14 protein-coding genes are annotated in these 15708 nt (G+C 59.2%); 7 read left to right on the top strand and 7 right to left on the bottom strand.

Annotation, left to right across the window (positions count from 1 at the left end):
- Nucleotides 1-133: 133 nt before the first annotated feature.
- The gene (locus ACP7D9_RS18140) at nt 134-475 is read left to right on the top strand and encodes a zinc ribbon domain-containing protein YjdM (RefSeq protein ID WP_090286447.1); all 342 of its coding nucleotides are present in this window, start codon (nt 134-136) and stop codon (nt 473-475) included.
- Between the two features lie 205 nt (nt 476-680).
- Nucleotides 681-938, top strand: coding sequence for a hypothetical protein (locus ACP7D9_RS18135; protein WP_016773118.1), 258 nt, complete (start codon nt 681-683; stop codon nt 936-938).
- 146 nt (nt 939-1084) lie between these two features.
- On the opposite strand, the gene ACP7D9_RS18130 is transcribed toward ACP7D9_RS18135, so the two are convergent.
- The 3 genes from ACP7D9_RS18130 to ACP7D9_RS18120 all read right to left on the bottom strand — a co-directional run bounded on the left by ACP7D9_RS18130 (nt 1085) and on the right by ACP7D9_RS18120 (nt 2746).
- Nucleotides 1085-1702 carry an FKBP-type peptidyl-prolyl cis-trans isomerase gene (locus ACP7D9_RS18130; protein WP_426158943.1) on the bottom strand — a complete coding sequence of 206 codons (618 nt, stop codon included), beginning with the start codon at nt 1700-1702 and terminating at the stop codon, nt 1085-1087.
- Between the two features lie 120 nt (nt 1703-1822).
- Nucleotides 1823-2128: a DUF6482 family protein gene (locus ACP7D9_RS18125; protein ID WP_101157563.1), complete on the bottom strand. Its 306-nt coding sequence runs from the start codon at nt 2126-2128 to the stop codon at nt 1823-1825.
- A gap of 129 nt (nt 2129-2257) precedes the next feature.
- A complete protein-coding gene (locus ACP7D9_RS18120; protein WP_090286455.1) occupies nt 2258-2746 on the bottom strand; it encodes a TIGR00645 family protein in 489 nt (162 codons plus the stop codon).
- A gap of 160 nt (nt 2747-2906) precedes the next feature.
- On the opposite strand from ACP7D9_RS18120, the gene ACP7D9_RS18115 reads away from it, so the two are divergent.
- A complete protein-coding gene (locus ACP7D9_RS18115) occupies nt 2907-4736 on the top strand; it encodes a hypothetical protein (protein WP_426158940.1) in 1830 nt (609 codons plus the stop codon).
- Here ACP7D9_RS18115 and ACP7D9_RS18110 read toward each other — a convergent pair.
- Together ACP7D9_RS18110 and ACP7D9_RS18105 are read right to left on the bottom strand one after the other, a co-directional pair.
- A complete protein-coding gene (locus ACP7D9_RS18110) occupies nt 4733-5053 on the bottom strand; it encodes a hypothetical protein (RefSeq protein WP_016773114.1) in 321 nt (106 codons plus the stop codon). The genes ACP7D9_RS18115 and ACP7D9_RS18110 overlap by 4 nt on opposite strands.
- A gap of 314 nt (nt 5054-5367) precedes the next feature.
- A complete protein-coding gene (locus tag ACP7D9_RS18105; RefSeq protein WP_426158938.1) occupies nt 5368-7806 on the bottom strand; it encodes a Lon protease family protein in 2439 nt (812 codons plus the stop codon).
- 302 nt (nt 7807-8108) lie between these two features.
- Between ACP7D9_RS18105 and ACP7D9_RS18100 the strand changes: the two genes are divergently transcribed.
- The 4 genes from ACP7D9_RS18100 (at nt 8109) to ACP7D9_RS18085 (ending at nt 11790) form a co-directional block, all read left to right on the top strand.
- On the top strand, nt 8109-8597 hold the full coding sequence (locus ACP7D9_RS18100; RefSeq protein ID WP_007909797.1) for a DUF3015 domain-containing protein: 489 nt from the start codon (nt 8109-8111) through the stop codon (nt 8595-8597).
- A 192-nt stretch (nt 8598-8789) separates the two neighbouring features.
- A complete protein-coding gene (locus ACP7D9_RS18095; protein WP_426158936.1) occupies nt 8790-10649 on the top strand; it encodes a DUF4105 domain-containing protein in 1860 nt (619 codons plus the stop codon).
- Nucleotides 10650-10869: 220 nt separating this feature from the next.
- Nucleotides 10870-11226: a hypothetical protein gene (locus ACP7D9_RS18090; protein ID WP_313005457.1), complete on the top strand. Its 357-nt coding sequence runs from the start codon at nt 10870-10872 to the stop codon at nt 11224-11226.
- A 69-nt stretch (nt 11227-11295) separates the two neighbouring features.
- The gene (locus ACP7D9_RS18085) at nt 11296-11790 is read left to right on the top strand and encodes a GreA/GreB family elongation factor (protein ID WP_426158934.1); all 495 of its coding nucleotides are present in this window, start codon (nt 11296-11298) and stop codon (nt 11788-11790) included.
- On the opposite strand, the gene gdhA is transcribed toward ACP7D9_RS18085, so the two are convergent.
- Nucleotides 11787-13124: an NADP-specific glutamate dehydrogenase gene (gene gdhA, locus ACP7D9_RS18080; protein WP_426158932.1), complete on the bottom strand. Its 1338-nt coding sequence runs from the start codon at nt 13122-13124 to the stop codon at nt 11787-11789. The two genes, ACP7D9_RS18085 and gdhA, sit on opposite strands and share 4 nt — an antisense overlap.
- Nucleotides 13125-13471: 347 nt before the next feature.
- A complete protein-coding gene (gene ettA / locus ACP7D9_RS18075) occupies nt 13472-15163 on the bottom strand; it encodes an energy-dependent translational throttle protein EttA (RefSeq protein WP_426158930.1) in 1692 nt (563 codons plus the stop codon).
- Nucleotides 15164-15708: the final 545 nt, after the last annotated feature.

The following is a 15708-nucleotide window of genomic DNA, read 5'->3' as shown; positions in this document are numbered from 1 at the left end:
GCAGCCTTCGGCAGCTCCTACACATCACCGTAGGAGCTGCCGAAGCCTGCGATCTTTTGCTTTTGACTGCCTCAAAAGCTAAAACCCTATACAATGTGCGCCCTTTTACCCTCCTGATACCCAAGGAACCTTAGTGAGCACGTTGCCACCCTGCCCGAAATGCAATTCCGAATACACCTACGAAGACGGTACGCAACTGGTCTGCCCTGAGTGTGCCCACGAATGGTCTGCCGGCGGCGAAGCCGAAGTGGCGTCCACCGATGACGTGAAGAAAGATTCGGTCGGCAACGTCCTGCAGGACGGCGACACCATCACCGTGATCAAGGATCTCAAGGTCAAGGGCACATCGCTGGTGGTCAAGGTCGGCACCAAGGTCAAGAACATCCGCCTGTGCGATGGCGACCACGACATCGACTGCAAGATCGATGGCATCGGCCCGATGAAGCTCAAATCCGAGTTCGTCAGAAAAGTCTGAATATTGCGTCATCCATCCCGCGCCAGCCGTGGGATGGAGCTTCACCCTCCCCGCCTCACCTCGGTTAAGTCACTCGATAGCCAAGCGCCAGTCGTTTTGACCTGACACAACCTTTACCCGGAAAAATCCTCTATCCGCCAATAGGCACTTGCTATTTGATGAATAAGAATTATTCTCATTGAAACCCTTCAAGGAGATGATACTCATGACTTATTTGATCGATGCGTGGCTGGACCGCCCACACCCCTACCTCAGAATCCTCCATCGGGAAACTGGCGAAGTCTGTGCGGTGCTTGAGGAAGAAGCCTTGCATGAGCTGCAGGATCAAGGTGATCTGGATGTCAGCAGTCTCAATTCCAGCGAACCGCTGGTTCTCAAGGAACTGGTGCGCAATCTGTTCCTGTTCTGCTATGCCCGGGCGTTGCGCCCGACCAATGAGTTGCACAACAAGATCGAAATATGAAAATGCAACAGGTCGCAGCGAGCCCTGTGGGAGCGGGCTTGCTCGCGAAGAGGCCGTAACATTCAACATCATCATCGTTGAATAACACACCGTCTTCGCGAGCAAGCCCGCTCCCACATGACCGAGCCCGCTCCAACCATCAAGCCTTACAGAACGTCCAGCAGCTCGACGTCGAACACCAGAACGCTGTGCGGCGGGATGCTGCCAACGCCTTGTGCGCCGTAAGCCAGTTCGCTCGGCACGTACAGGCGCCATTTGCTGCCGGCATTCATCAGTTGCAAGGCTTCGGTCCAGCCAGCGATCACGCCGCCGACCGGGAATTCTGCAGGCTGGCCGCGCTCGTAGGAGCTGTCGAACACAGTGCCGTCGATCAGCGTGCCGTGATAGTGCGTACGCACCTGGTCTTCACGGGTCGGCTTGGCGCCGTCGCCTTGTGTCAGCACTTCGAATTGCAGGCCGGAAGCCAGAGTGGTGATGCCGTCACGCTTGGCGTTTTCCGCGAGGAAAGCCAGGCCTTCGCCAGCTGCGGCTTCAGCCTTGGCAGCCGCTTCGGCTTGCATGATTTCGCGGATAACCTTGAAGCTGGCGGACATTTCTTCCTGGCCAACACGGCTCGGTTTGCCGGCGAAAGCATCGGTCAGACCGGCCAGGATCGCGTCCAGGCTGACACCCGGTGGCGGGTTGTCGCGCAGCTGGTCGCCGAGTTGACGGCCGATACCGTAGCTGACGCGGGTTTCGTCGGTGGACAGATTTATTTCGGACATGACACTGCTCCGCTGTGCGGACGGTTACAGGACTTGCCGTGCGTGCACAGCGCGTCCCGGCGCGCCCGGAACCAAAAGGGCGAGCAGACTAGCACAGATACCCCGGACTTGGGGCCGGGCCTACAGGGCCGAACGCCAGGCGAGCGGCACTTTCAGGCTTTCATCGAGGCCACCGACCAGACCACACATTTCATCGTGAACCGAGGTGTGCACAAGGTTGAACGGCAGAACCGGAAAGGCATGCAGCAGATCCCGCGCGTGCTCCACTGAGCGCAGCGTCAGCATATTGCCCTTGAGATCGCTCAACGGATACGCCGTCCCATGCATCCTCGCTTCCAGCAGGTAAATGCCCCCTTCCATCGAGATCAGGTTCAGTTCATCGACCTTCCTGGCAACAGCAAACGCGTTCAACTCTTGCAGGTTCATGGAAGCACCTCACACCGTGGCGAATCGCACCGTTACAGGGATAGGCCGGTGCGCTTGAAAGCACAAGGCAGAAACGAAACCGCCCGTCTGTTTCGCAACAGACGGGCGGCTTTTTGCCTGATCGGGTGATCAGTGCTTGGTGACCTTGTCGAGGTAACCCATGGCGAACGCCGAGATCACGAAGGTCATGTGAATGATCACATACCACATCAGATGCTCGGGATCGACGTTCTTGGCGTCCATGAAAATGCGCAGCAAGTGAATAGAGGAGATCGCCACGATCGACGCCGCGACTTTCATCTTCAGCGACGACGAGTCCATGGTGCCGAGCCAACTGAGCTTTTCCTTGCCTTCGTCGATGTCCAGCTGGGAGACGAAATTCTCGTAGCCGGAAATCATCACCATCACCAGCAGACCGCCCACCAGCGCCATGTCGATCAGCGACAGCAGCACCAGAATCAGTTCCGACTCGGCCATGGCGAAGACGTTGGGCAGGATGTGCACGATTTCCTGGAAGAACTTCAATGCCAGCGCCAGCAGACCGAGGGACAGGCCGATGTAGATCGGTGCCAGCAGCCAGCGCGTGGCGTACATTGCGTTTTCGATAAAGCGTTCCATTGACTCTCACACCAGGGGCTGGAAATGGCGGCGAGTATAACAGCCCGCTGTGACAGCCAGAAACCGCCGAAAAATCCGCCACCTGCGCGTGTGTGACAAAGCTTTTCTGCTAGTGTCCAAAGCATTGACAGCCCTATAACAGTGGACGGGACGCGTGGAAATGGATGTGCGATCAGCCTTGACGACTGCTGGAATATGCCTCGCCTTGCTCATCGGCGGTTGCTCGCCCAGCGATGAAAAACACGTCGCCAACCTCGACGAAAAAACCGCCACATTCGAACAGTCACTGGCTGCGGTCAGCGATCCGAAGCTCAAGGACGCCATTACCGAACTCGGCGGTTCACTGCTGTTGCTCGAACGGGCCCGGCTCAAGCTCGACGACATCACCCCGCACACCGAATACGGTGCCGACGCCCTCGCCGTGCTCAAGCACTACCCTACCCCGCAGGCGCTGGTCGATACGTTCATCAACGGCCTGTTCGTGCTGCACAAGGACGCCAGTTCGGATTACCTGACCGATCTGCAACCGGTATTCCCGTTCAACCTGAACATTCCCGGCGGTTTTCTGTTTCCGCACGGCATCGAGTGGCATTCGGTCACGCTGAGCAACAAACGGGTAATCGCCTGGCAGCCAGAGTGGTCGGAAACCGATCCAGGCATTCAGCTCAGCCCGTCCAGCTCCAACGTGACCAACCCCGACGACCTGACCGTGACCTACCCGTTCATCGACGGCCTGAACGTGGACAAGAAAACCCTGCCACAACCGGTCAGCCTGCAAGGCCAGGTCGAAGTCATCGCACCGCGTCGCCTGTACGGTTTCGACCTGACGCAAAAAGACGTCGGCCAGACCCGCACCAACGACAATCTGAGCGTCAAACTGCTCAAGCTGGAAAAGAATTACGCCGAGGTTGAAGTCAGCAACAGCCTGCCGTTGGCCCCAGAAGTCGCCGAAACCCGGATCAATCCGCTGATCGTCCAGGCCCGCGACGCCAGCGGCCAATACCTGGTGCGCGCCGGTTCGATCAACGAAAGCCCGGAGCAGGTCGCGTTCTATCAGCAACAACTGGCGCAGCTACAGAAGCAAACGAGCTGGAGCGATTCGCTGGAGAAACAGCTCAGCGACGACCAGCAGGCCTTCGAGAAAGGCCATCCGCGCCGCTACAACAAGGTCTACTTTCACGGCCCGATCGAAACGCTGGAAGTCAGCGTACTGGACTTTTCCTCAGCGACGATCACACGCAAAAAGCTCGACCTGCCTGTCCGCACCTTCAATCCGCACACCACGGCCAAAGCCGTGCAGCCGCTGGATCTTCCGGTGGTGGTGTATGACGATCTCGCCGCCAGCTGGCTCAAAGGCGCGGAGCTGACCGAACAACAATTGAAGGCCGGCGTGCGCATTCATCAATCGGTGGAAGAGCCCAGCGCGGCGCGTATCGAGTTTTCCCACCGCCGCACGTTCAATGACGAATTGCTTGGCGACGAACTCAACCCCGGCGTCAGCCCAGTGACCTTCTTCACGGAAAAGCGCGGCGGCAAACTCGACGAGCCGATCGAACTGCCGCCCGAGGCTTATCAGGTCGATCCGCTGCAAGCGACGATCACTTATGACCTGAACCTGTTCCCGGAAAACCCGGCGATCGCCGTGGGCTCGATGCCGTTGTTCCTGGCCACGGTGGCCAGGCAAACCTACGACGCGCCGTCATTGCCCAAAGGCCTGGCGATCAAGGACAACACGCTGGTGGTCGACCTGAAAACCTTCCCGGCCAACGAATGGCGTTTCTTCGTCAAGGACGACAGTGGCAATTACCTCAAGCAGATTCTCTCGGTCAGCCACGACGCCCGCACAGAAGGCCCGGCACTGCTTGGCGTGCATTACTTTTACGGTCGCCCGACTCGCGTGGAAACCTATCAGCGTACCGACCTCGCCACCGTGCAATACGGCTTTGAGGTCAAACTCGACAAGGCGCCGGTGGACGAGACGGCACCTTAACCGTTGAGGCTGCGCCCACGGCCGCCGTTGATCTGCCGCAACTGAGCCTGCAGGTGCAGGCTCCAGATCTGCGGATCATCGGCCAGTTCATAACCGTGCAAGGTCAGACTCTCAACAATGGTGTCGAGAATCGACTCGGCCGCCACCGGTCCGTGGAACGGGCCCTGCGCTTTGATCGCGGAAGGTTGTTCGCCAGCCATACCGGCGGCGAAGAGCAATGTCCACATGCCGTTATCGCCGGCCAGCGGCTTGACGGCGCATTCGATCCGGGTCACCAGACCCAGGCATTGACGGGTGAGACAGAGGTTGCGCGACATGGCGGCGACCCTCGGTAAAGCCGGTATTCAGCCCCCACGGGGGGACTGGCTCGATCCAGTGATACTGTCGATATCCTTGACCTGAGAATAGAAGAAAAGTGTCCCGCACAAGCCAAAAGGGACCAGAAGGCGCCGAATGGTCATTGTGTGAAGTTTGACGCCAGAGTAGTGGCACATTTGCCGAAGATGCCCACAAAATGAAAAAAAGAGGGAGAGGGCTTGCTCCCGAATGCGGTGTAACAGCCAACACAGTCGTCGACTGATACACCGAATCGGGAGCAAGCCCCCTCCCACAGGGTTGAGTGTGAATCCAGTCAGGCGGGTTTGGCTTCAGCCAAAGCCTCCTGCGCCAGTTCCTTCTCGGCCTCCTTCAGATCCTCCTCGCTGATCATCTCGGCAATGTCGCGCAGGCGCTCGACCACTCGGGCATTGATGCTGCCTTCGGGGAATTCGCCATCGGCATTCGGCTCCCCGGCAGGTTCGCCCACCAACAGGCTCAACGCCTCGTCGGCCTGACGCACCGCATACACGTGGAACTGCCCGGCGCGCACGGCGGCCAGGACTTTCTCATCGAGCATCAGTGTGGCGACGTTGGCCTGGGGAATGATCGCGCCCTGCTCGCCGGTCAGACCACGTGCTTCACAGAGCCGGAAGAAGCCTTCGATCTTCTCGTTGACCCCGCCGACCGCCTGCACTTCGCCAAACTGGTTGATCGAACCGGTGATTGCAAAACATTGCTTGAGCGGGGTTCTCGACAGCGCCGAAATCAGCGTGCACGCCTCGCCCAGCGACGCACTGTCGCCGTCGACGTAACCGTACGACTGCTCGAGCGCAATGCTCGCCGAGATCGCCAGCGGGAATTCCTGCGCATAACGGCTGCCCAGATACCCGGTGAGGATCATCACGCCTTTGGAGTGGATCGGCTGGCCAAGATTGACTTCACGCTCGATGTCGACGATGCCGCTGCCGCCCGGATAGACCGTGGCGGAAATTCGCGCTGGCACGCCGAACGCCGAATCGCCGACCTCCAGCACCGTCAGCCCGTTGCACTTGCCGACTGCTGCACCATCGGTATCGATGAGAATGATTCCGGCGAGCATGTCGTCGAGAATTCGCGCCGACACTCGCCCGGTGCGGGTAGCCTTGGCTTTCAGGGCGCGTTCGATATGGCCGGCGTCGGTCATTTCATCGCCGGCCAGATGACGAATGAAATCGGCCTCACTGACCAATTGGAACAGATCGCCAATGCGCGCCGACAAGCGCCCCTGATGCTCGGCCAGCCGTGCGCTGTAGGTCGCCAATCGTGCCACCGCATCGGCGGTCAACGGCGCCATGCCTTCTTCCGAAGTGCGGGTTTTCAGCAGTTGGGCGAATTGCTCCAGGCTTTCGTCGACCATCGGGATGTCTTCGTCGAAGTCGACCAGAACGCGAAACATCTCCTGGAAGTCCGGATCAAGATCCTGCAGCGTGTAATACAACTGCCGTGCACCGATGATGATCACTTTGACCTGCAACGGAATGTGCTGCGGGTTCAAGGTCACAGTGGCGAACCGGCCCATCTCGCCCAGTGGGGATTCCATTTTCAGTTTGCGCGATTGCAGGGCGCGTTTCAGCGCATCCCACACGAACGGCTCGCTGAGCATTTTTTCCGCTTCGAGTATCAGGAAGCCGCCATTGGCGCGGTGCAGTGCACCCGGACGCAACTGCCGGTAAGTGGTGTAGAGCGCGCCCTGATCCGTGGTGTATTCGATGCGGCCGAACAGGTTTTCGTAAGTCGGATGCGGCTCGAACACCACCGGCGCACCGCCGCTGGCCGGATGACCGACCACCAGGCTCGGCGCGTATTGCTCCTCAAGCAACTTGCGCGCGACGGCGTCAGTCTTGCTGTCATCGACCAGTTGCTCGACCACGGTTTTCAGCAGGTAGACCTGCATCGCCTGCAGATAACCGCAGACGGCGGCATTTTCTGCGTACTTCTCCGACAGCGGTGCCAACAACGGCTGCAACGCCAGCGTGATGGTTTCTTCGTTGAGCTGGCGCAGTTGATTGTTCGATTCGCGCTTCCACTGCGGCAGGCTGGCAAGTTCTTCGTTCAGGCGCTCTTCGAGTCCGGAAATATCATCGTGAAAGCGCTCGCGCTCGGCTTCCGGCAACTGGGCGAATTCGGCTTCGTCCAGCGCTTTACCGTCAAGCATCGGGGTGAAGGCGATGTTGCTGCTGTCGCGATACAAAGCGACGTCCTTTTCCAGGGCCAGGCGCTCGATGATGTCGAGGGCCTTGTCGTAGCGCTGGTTGAAAGCCCGGTCGATGGCGCTTTTTTTCTGCTGGTACGAGGGGTGCTCGAAGACTGCCGGGAAGGTCGCCAGCAGGTTGTCGATCAAGCCGTTGATGTCGCCGATGAACGAGGCCGCCGTGCCCGATGGCAGCTCCAGTGCGCGCGGTTCACGCGGCTCATCGAAATTGTTGACGTAGACCCAGTCCGCCGGGGTTTGCAGGCGCTTGCCTTCGGCCTTCAGGTAGCGTTTGACGAACGAGAAACGGCCAGTGCCGGGCTCGCCCATGACGAATACGTTGTAACCGGGGCGTGGCATCGCCACACCGAACTGCAAGGCTTCGACCGCGCGTTCCTGGCCGAGCACACCGCGAAAGGGCTCCAGATCATTGGTGGTAGTGAAGCTGAACTGTTCAGCGGAAAACGGACGAGTCAGCGCTTCGGGCGCAAGACGCAGGCTGGCAGCAACAGGATCAGGCATCGGGCTTCCTTAACAATCAGGCGGGGCAGGTAGCGGCATTCTGGCGCTGCCCGTGCCCCACTGGCAAGGCGCGCCACATGACAAAGCATAGACAAGCGCGCGGCCGACCGACGCGTTCCGGCAAATGGGGGTTTTATTCCAAATATTTTGCAAAAAGTCACGGAACCGCTGGAACGTGCCTAAACTCCAAACTGCGCGGCTGGAACTAATACCGGCCCACTGACACTTTCGGCGTTGTCCTCGGGCAGAGCGCGAAAGGCCAGAACCCTGTCCATTGGTATGCACATAAAGAGAACAAAGCTATGAAACGGATTCTTCTCGGTACTCTCTTCACCGCTGTATCCATCAACGCAATGGCGCAAGCTCCAGGCGGCCCGGATTGCGGTTGGGGCAACATGCTGTTCGAAGGTCAGCGTGGCACCCCGGCGCACTTCCTTGCTTCCACCACCAACGGCACTTCCGGTAACGCTACCTTCGGTATGACTTCCGGTACCAACGGTTGCTCGACCAACGCGTCGCTGACCTACGGCGGCAAATCCTGGTTCGCCATGAATGGCATGATGAACGAGCTGTCCGAAGACATGGCCAAAGGCAACGGCGAAGCGCTGACCACCTATGCCGTGGTACTGGGCGTGGCACCAGAAGATCGCGCGCACTTTGCCGCTGTCACTCACGAGCACTTCCAGCAGATCTTCAGCAAGGCTGACGTGACCGCTGAAGACGTGCATACCAACACCCTGGCGGTACTGAAGTCGGACCCACGTCTGGCCAAGTACGCCACTCAGGCTTAAGCTCGACCCCACCCGCTTCCTTCGGGGAGCGGGTTTTTATTTTTTGCCAAATGACGCGTTGCAGGAGCTGACGAGTGCAACGAGGCTGCGATCTTTTGATCCTCAAAAGCAAAGATCGCAGCCTCGCTGCACTCGTCAGCTCCTACAGTTCGATGGTATTGAATTTTTTCTTTTCGACTTAAGTTGCCGACTATGCTCAAACGCCTTGCCTGGCTGGCGCTCTGTGTCTGCGCCCCGCTGTCCGCCGCGCCTCACATCGATCCTCAACGTTTGCAGCAACTGGCCAACGATCGCTTCTGGATTTCCCTCGGTCACTACGAAACCGCCAAGCTCGGCGGTTGGCGCAGCTATGTCAGCGACAGGAAGTTTTTTCTCGCGCCCGACGGCAACGAACATCCGGACCGCGAACTCGCGGCCACCGTGCAGGCACTGTATGCGCCAGCCAGCCTTGGCGAGCAACACGCACAATGCGTTTACCCGGCGCGCACGCGCTGGCTGAAAGCCCAGCTCAACCTCAACGATCTGCCGACGCCGGAATGTGCCGAATACAAAAAGTGGTTCAAGGACGTCTCGCCGCACAGCGCAGTGATGATTTTCCCGGCCGCCTACCTCAACAGCCCTTCGTCAATGTTCGGCCACACCCTGTTGCGCATTGATCAGGCCGATGTACAGGCCGACAAGACCTCGCTGCTCAGCTACGCGATCAACTTCGGCGCCTATATCGAAGGCTCTGACAACAGCATTCTTTACGCCTGGAAAGGCCTGATGGGCGGCTACCCGGGGCTGTTCGCGCTGGTGCCCTATCAGGAAAAACTCTCCGAATACCGCAGCCTGGAAAACCGCGACCTGTGGGAGTACCGACTCAATCTGACCCAGGCTGAAACCGCACGCATGGTCGAGCATGTGTGGGAGCTCAAGCAGATCCAGTTCGACTATTTCTTCTTTGACGAAAACTGCTCCTATCGCTTGCTGGAACTGCTGCAAGTGGCGCGGCCAAGCCTGCGCCTGACCGAACAATTCCCACTGACCGCGATCCCGACTGACACCGTCAAAGCGGTGAAAGAGGCCGGGCTGGTCGAGCACATCGAATACCGCCCGTCCCGCGAACGTGAATTGCTCAGCCGTGCCGAGCCGCTGAGCGATGACGAGCAGCAATGGGTGCTGAAAGTCAGTGCCGATCAAAAGGTACTGCAAGAGCCGACATTCAAGGCGCTGCCCCGCGACCGTCAGGCGCTGATCGTCGACGCGGCCTATCGCCTGGAGCGCTACCGCGCCAACGGTCAGGAACGCGATCCACAACGGGCGCAGCGCAGCTTCGAACTGCTGCGGGCGATCAACAAGAACCCGGCTCCGGAGCTGGACATTCCGCAACCGGGTCTGCCCGAAGACGGTCACGAATCCCGCACCTGGCAGGCCGGCCTAGGCACGCGCGGCGATCGCGCGTTCGGCGAATACGGTTTGCGTATGGCCTATCACGACCTCAACGACAACGCCGAAAGCTTTCCCCTCGGCGCACAGATCGAGATCCTGCAACTGAAGCTGCGCCAGTACGAAGGCAACGACTGGCAATTGCAGCAACTGGATCTGGCGACCATTCGCTCGCTGACACCGCGCAACGAGCTGCTGCAGCCGTTGTCGTGGCAAGTCACCGGTGGCCTCGAGCGCGTCCCGGGCAAGCATGACGACGAAACGCTGGTCAGCCACGTCAACGGTGGCGGCGGCGGGACGTGGCAGCTGGGCGAAGACGTGCTCGGCTTTGCACTCGGCACCGTGCGCGTGGAGCACAACAATGACTTCGCCGAGTTCGTCTCCCCGGCCGGCGGTTTCAATACCGGGGTGCTGTGGAAAAATCCACTGGGCAATCTGAGCCTGGAGGCCAAGGGCGATTACTTCTTCAACGGTGAAGTACGCCGCAGCCTGAGCCTGAACCAGCAATGGGAGCTGTCACGCAACCTGGGTCTGGGTCTGCGTCTGAGTGCTCAGCGCGAATTCAGCCAGCTCGCCAGCCCTGAAACAGAACTCATGCTTGAAGTGAAGTGGTATCACTACTGATCCGCAGCCCTGCAAAAATCCTCTGTGGGAGCGGGCTTGCTCGCGAAAGCGGTCGGCCCGTCGATATTCGACTCGCCTGACACAACGCCTTCGCGAGCAAGCCCGCTCCCACAGTCGGATCTGTGGTCTGCAACGAATTACTCACACGCCTTTCACCGTCACCTGACGAATTCCCTTCTAGACTTTCCTCATGAGCCGAAAACCGGCGCGGGAGAGTGCAATGTGGCGGTGTGCGGGTGTGCTGGGCGTGTTGCTGGTGCTTGGCGGTTGCCAGACCACCCATGAAGATCTGATCGCCAAGGGTTACCCACCGGCGTTCGCCGACGGGTTCGATGACGGTTGCGTCAGCGGCCGGCAAGCCGCCGGTTCGATCAGCGGCGAATTTCGCAAGAACGTGCCGCGCTATCTCAAGGATCAGCAATACGCCGATGGCTGGGTCGACGGCTTCCGTCAATGTCAGGCGATGCTGGAAAACAAGAGCCGCGAAGACTATCGCAACGAACATTGGGACGAACGCGAGCGCGCCTGGCAGCAACAAAAGGATCAGGACACCGGGCGGGCCTATCGCTCGCAATAGGTCGCTTGCAGACATCCGTTGAAACCAAATGCCGGCGAGCATGGCCCAAATCCTTTAGAGGAGGACTTCATGAGCCGTGCATTCGTCAACGAAGACAACGCCGCCGCGCAGGCCGATCAGCCGGTCGAGCGCCAGGTCAGCACACAGCCCAATTATGTGACGCCGCAGGGCCTGGCGCAGCTGCAGGCGAAAGTCACCGAGCTGCAAGCCCGGCACGCCGAGCAAACGGCCAAAGGCGAGCAAGCCGACAAGCAACGGCTGGCGGATCTGCAACGCGATCTGCGTTATTTCACCCAACGCCTGAGCAGCGCCCAAGTGGCTGTTGCCGCGACCTCCACCGACAAGGTGCAGATCGGCAGCTGGGTCACTTATGCCGACGAGCACGACACCGAACACCGCGTGCAACTGGTCGGCGAGGATCAGGCCAACGCCAGTCAGGGCCTGATCAATTGGGCCTCGCCGCTGGGCCGGGCCTTGCTCGGCGCCCGGCTCAACGATGAAGTGTTGTGGCAGCGGCCTGCAGGCGATCAACTGATTGAAGTGATCCGCATCGAACCGGCTTAAACCACGCCTTGCGCCAGCATCGCATCGGCGACTTTGACGAAGCCGGCAATGTTCGCGCCCTTGACGTAGTTGACCTGACCGTTGTCTTCGCCGTAATGCACGCAGGCGTGGTGAATAGACTGCATGATCGCGTGCAGCTTGCTGTCGACCTCGCCCGCCGTCCAGAGCAGGCGCATGGCGTTCTGCGACATCTCCAGACCACTCACGGCCACGCCGCCAGCGTTGGACGCCTTGCCCGGCGCAAAAAGAATGCCGGCCTCGATGAAGATATCCACAGCCTCCAACGTGGTCGGCATGTTCGCGCCTTCGGCCACACAGACGCAGCCATTGCTCAGCAGCGTGCGCGCGGCTTCGGCGTCGAGTTCGTTCTGCGTCGCGCAGGGCAGCGCGATGTCGCACGGCAGCGTCCATGGATGCTGCCCGGCACGGAATTCCAGACCATGAGCGCTCGCAAGTTCGCTGATGCGCCCGCGTTTGACGTTTTTCAGAGCCAGCAGCGCCAGCCACTGTTCTTCGCTCAAGCCTGCTTCGCAATACAGCGTGCCCTCGGAGTCAGACAGAGAAATCACCTTGCCGCCCAGATCCATGACCTTGCGTGCCGCGTATTGCGCAACGTTACCGGAACCGGAAATCACCACCCGTTTGCCTTCCACGGTCTGGCCACGACGCTTGAGCATTTCTTCAGCGAAATACACGCAACCAAAACCGGTGGCTTCCGGGCGAATCAGGCTGCCGCCATACGTCATGCCTTTACCGGTCAGAACACTGGTGAACTGGTTGCTCAGGCGCTTGTACTGGCCAAAGAGGAAACCGATCTCTCGCGCACCGACACCGATATCACCGGCCGGCACGTCAACATCGGCGCCGATGTGGCGGTACAACTCGCTCATGAACGCCTGGCAGAAACGCATGACTTCGGCGTCGCTCTTGCCTTTCGGATCAAAGTCCGAGCCGCCCTTCCCGCCGCCCATTGGCAGGGAGGTCAGCGAGTTCTTGAAGGTCTGTTCGAAGGCGAGGAATTTCAGCACACCGAGGTTCACTGACGGATGAAAACGCAAGCCGCCCTTGTACGGGCCGATGGCGCTGTTCATCTGGATGCGGAAACCGCGATTGACCTGGACCTTGCCCTGATCGTCGACCCATGAGACCCGGAACACCACAGCGCGCTCCGGCTCGCAGATGCGCTCGAGGATTCCTGAACTCAGATAGTGCGGATTGGCTTCAAGAAACGGCCACAGACTGCGCAGGACTTCTTCGACAGCCTGGTGAAATTCGGGCTGATCGGGGTCGCGTTTTTTCAGGCGCGCCAGGAAGGTTTCGACGGATTCGATCATGGGGAAAGTCTCGGCAAATTTATTGTCGTTGGAGGAGATTGGGCCGGACTGTAACAAACGAGTTGCGCACAGGAACAGAGCAAAATGTCGCAGTTATGAAATTAAATGGTGCACAGGATATAAATCAGGACCTTTTTTGAGCTGTACTTGCACCTGAACAGGGATGACATATCCAAGCCATGCACCAATAGTTACATCGCCTTCGCGAGCAAGCCAGCTCCCACAGGGAAATGCATTTCAAGTGTGGGAGCGGGCTTGCTCGCGAAAGGTGCGCGTCGGTCCCCCTGAAAAAACCCGGACAAAAAAACGGAGCCCGAAGGCTCCGCTTTTTCTGCCACTAACCCGGATCAGGCCAGTTTCTTGTGACGAACCCGGTGTGGCTGGGCCGCTGCTTCGCCAAGACGCTTTTTGCGATCGGCTTCGTACTCTGTGTAGTTGCCTTCGAAGAACACCGCTTGCGAGTCGTCTTCGTACGCCAGGATGTGCGTGGCGACACGGTCAAGGAACCACCGATCGTGAGAGATCACAATCGCCGCGCCCGGGAAGTCCAGCAGCGCTTCTTCCAGGGAACGCAGGGTTTCCACGTCGAGGTCGTTGGACGGTTCGTCGAGCAGCAGGACGTTGCCGCCCTCCTTCAGGGTCAGTGCCAGGTGCAGTCGACCCCGCTCACCGCCGGACAAGTCCTTGACGAACTTCTGCTGATCGCCCCCCTTGAAGTTGAAGCGGCCGACGTAAGTGCGCGACGGGATCTCGTAGTTGCCGATGCGGATCTGGTCGGAGCCGTCGGAGATCTGCTGGAACACGGTCTTGCTGCCGTCCAGGTCTTCACGGCTCTGGTCGACGCAAGCCAATTGCACGGTTTCGCCGACTTCGATGGAGCCGGAATCCGGGGTTTCCTTGCCCATCAGCATGCGGAACAGGGTTGACTTACCGGCACCGTTACCACCGATCACGCCGACAATGGCGCCCTTTGGCATCGAGAACGACAGGTTGTCGATCAGCACGCGGTCGCCGTAGCCCTTGGTGACGTTCTTGAATTCGATGACCTTGTCGCCCAGGCGCGGACCGGCCGGGATGTAGATCTCGTTGGTTTCGCTGCGCTTCTGGAATTCCTGCGATTGCATCTCTTCGAAGCGTTGCAGACGGGCCTTGGATTTCGACTGGCGGGCCTTGGCGCCTTTGCGCACCCACTCCAGTTCTTCTTTCATCGCTTTTTCATGAGCCGACTGCTGCTTGGATTCCTGGGCCAGACGATCGGACTTGGCTTCGAGCCAGCCCGAATAGTTGCCCTCATAAGGAATGCCCGCGCCGCGGTCGAGTTCCAGAATCCAGCCGGCGACGTTGTCGAGGAAGTAGCGGTCGTGTGTGATTGCGACCACGGTGCCCGTGAAGTCATGGAGGAAATGCTCCAGCCACGCCACCGAATCGGCATCCAGGTGGTTGGTCGGTTCGTCGAGCAGCAGCATGTCCGGAGCGGAGAGCAGCAGACGGCACAGGGCGACACGACGTTTTTCACCACCGGACAGGTGTTCTACCTTTGCGTCCCAGGCCGGCAGACGTAGCGCATCGGCGGCGACTTCCAGTTGACGCTCAAGATTGTGGCCGTCACTGGCCTGCAGGATCGCTTCGAGCTTGGCCTGTTCGGCGGCGAGCTTGTCGAAGTCGGCGTCCGGGTCAGCGTAAGCGGCATAGACCTCGTCCAGACGCGCTTGCGCATCCTTGATCACGCTGACCGCTTCCTCGACCACTTCACGTACGGTCTTGGCAGGATCGAGCTGCGGCTCTTGCGGCAGGTAACCGATGTTCAGGTCTTGCATCGGACGCGCTTCACCTTCGAACTCGGTGTCGACGCCGGCCATGATTTTCAGCAGCGTGGATTTACCCGAACCGTTGAGGCCGAGCACGCCGATCTTGGCGCCGGGGAAGAAGGACAGCGAAATGTTTTTGAGAATTTCTCTCTTCGGCGGAACAACCTTGCCCAGCCGATGCATGGTGAAGACGTAAGAACCTGTCTGTCCGTGCTTGTCACCTTTTGCCATTTTTAAAAACACCTATAAGTCAGATATTGTCGGGCGTTGCAGTGCTTTTCAGCACGCCATACAGAATGAATAGAGTTTCAGAACGGGCTAAATTCGATTCGTTACTATACTTGAAAAAGTCAAGTTTTGGAGGCGGATCGTTGCCCATCCCTGGCTCCGCAATTCAAACCCCGCGAGCGCGTGCTGGAAAAGCACTCCAGACCTTGTCTACACCTACCGAGCCTTCAAAAAGGGGCAGCCTGAAGCAAAGAAACATGCTTTTCTGCTGGTATCTCATCGACGCAATGATGGTAGCGCCCTCGCACCCGAGTTGGCGCATGTTCAGCCACGTGTGTTGCGCCACGATGCCGTCTTCACGCTCCTCGGTAGCCTGCACGAGGAGTTGGAAACACTTGCTCCCGAGGACAGCACGACAGAGGCTCAACAACCTGCATCCAGCCCCCCCCCACAGTCCGATGATGTGCCGGAAATATCTGGCGGCATATCACCGAGCGACAGTCAGCAGCATCAAATACCCAGCGAAAGCTGAACTTACAACTTGCGGT

Origin of the sequence: Pseudomonas sp. TSRC2-2 (genome assembly GCF_049897785.1) — a bacterium.
In the GTDB taxonomy this organism is placed as follows: Bacteria; Pseudomonadota; Gammaproteobacteria; order Pseudomonadales; family Pseudomonadaceae; genus Aquipseudomonas.
Note: the sequence above shows the minus strand (reverse complement) of the source record. Positions and strands in the feature narration are given on the sequence as shown.

What these genes read in the sequence shown, in the direction of transcription:
- ACP7D9_RS18135 (WP_016773118.1), top strand. Translation starts at nt 681, where the DNA reads ATGACTTATTTGATCGATGCGTGGCTGGACCGCCCACACCCCTACCTC.
- ACP7D9_RS18130 (WP_426158943.1), bottom strand. Translation starts at nt 1,702, where the DNA reads ATGTCCGAAATAAATCTGTCCACCGACGAAACCCGCGTCAGCTACGGT.
- ACP7D9_RS18125 (WP_101157563.1), bottom strand. Translation starts at nt 2,128, where the DNA reads ATGAACCTGCAAGAGTTGAACGCGTTTGCTGTTGCCAGGAAGGTCGAT.
- ACP7D9_RS18120 (WP_090286455.1), bottom strand. Translation starts at nt 2,746, where the DNA reads ATGGAACGCTTTATCGAAAACGCAATGTACGCCACGCGCTGGCTGCTG.
- ACP7D9_RS18115 (WP_426158940.1), top strand. Translation starts at nt 2,907, where the DNA reads ATGGATGTGCGATCAGCCTTGACGACTGCTGGAATATGCCTCGCCTTG.
- ACP7D9_RS18110 (WP_016773114.1), bottom strand. Translation starts at nt 5,053, where the DNA reads ATGTCGCGCAACCTCTGTCTCACCCGTCAATGCCTGGGTCTGGTGACC.
- ACP7D9_RS18105 (WP_426158938.1), bottom strand. Translation starts at nt 7,806, where the DNA reads ATGCCTGATCCTGTTGCTGCCAGCCTGCGTCTTGCGCCCGAAGCGCTG.
- ACP7D9_RS18100 (WP_007909797.1), top strand. Translation starts at nt 8,109, where the DNA reads ATGAAACGGATTCTTCTCGGTACTCTCTTCACCGCTGTATCCATCAAC.
- ACP7D9_RS18095 (WP_426158936.1), top strand. Translation starts at nt 8,790, where the DNA reads ATGCTCAAACGCCTTGCCTGGCTGGCGCTCTGTGTCTGCGCCCCGCTG.
- ACP7D9_RS18090 (WP_313005457.1), top strand. Translation starts at nt 10,870, where the DNA reads ATGTGGCGGTGTGCGGGTGTGCTGGGCGTGTTGCTGGTGCTTGGCGGT.
- ACP7D9_RS18085 (WP_426158934.1), top strand. Translation starts at nt 11,296, where the DNA reads ATGAGCCGTGCATTCGTCAACGAAGACAACGCCGCCGCGCAGGCCGAT.
- gdhA (WP_426158932.1), bottom strand. Translation starts at nt 13,124, where the DNA reads ATGATCGAATCCGTCGAAACCTTCCTGGCGCGCCTGAAAAAACGCGAC.
- ettA (WP_426158930.1), bottom strand. Translation starts at nt 15,163, where the DNA reads ATGGCAAAAGGTGACAAGCACGGACAGACAGGTTCTTACGTCTTCACC.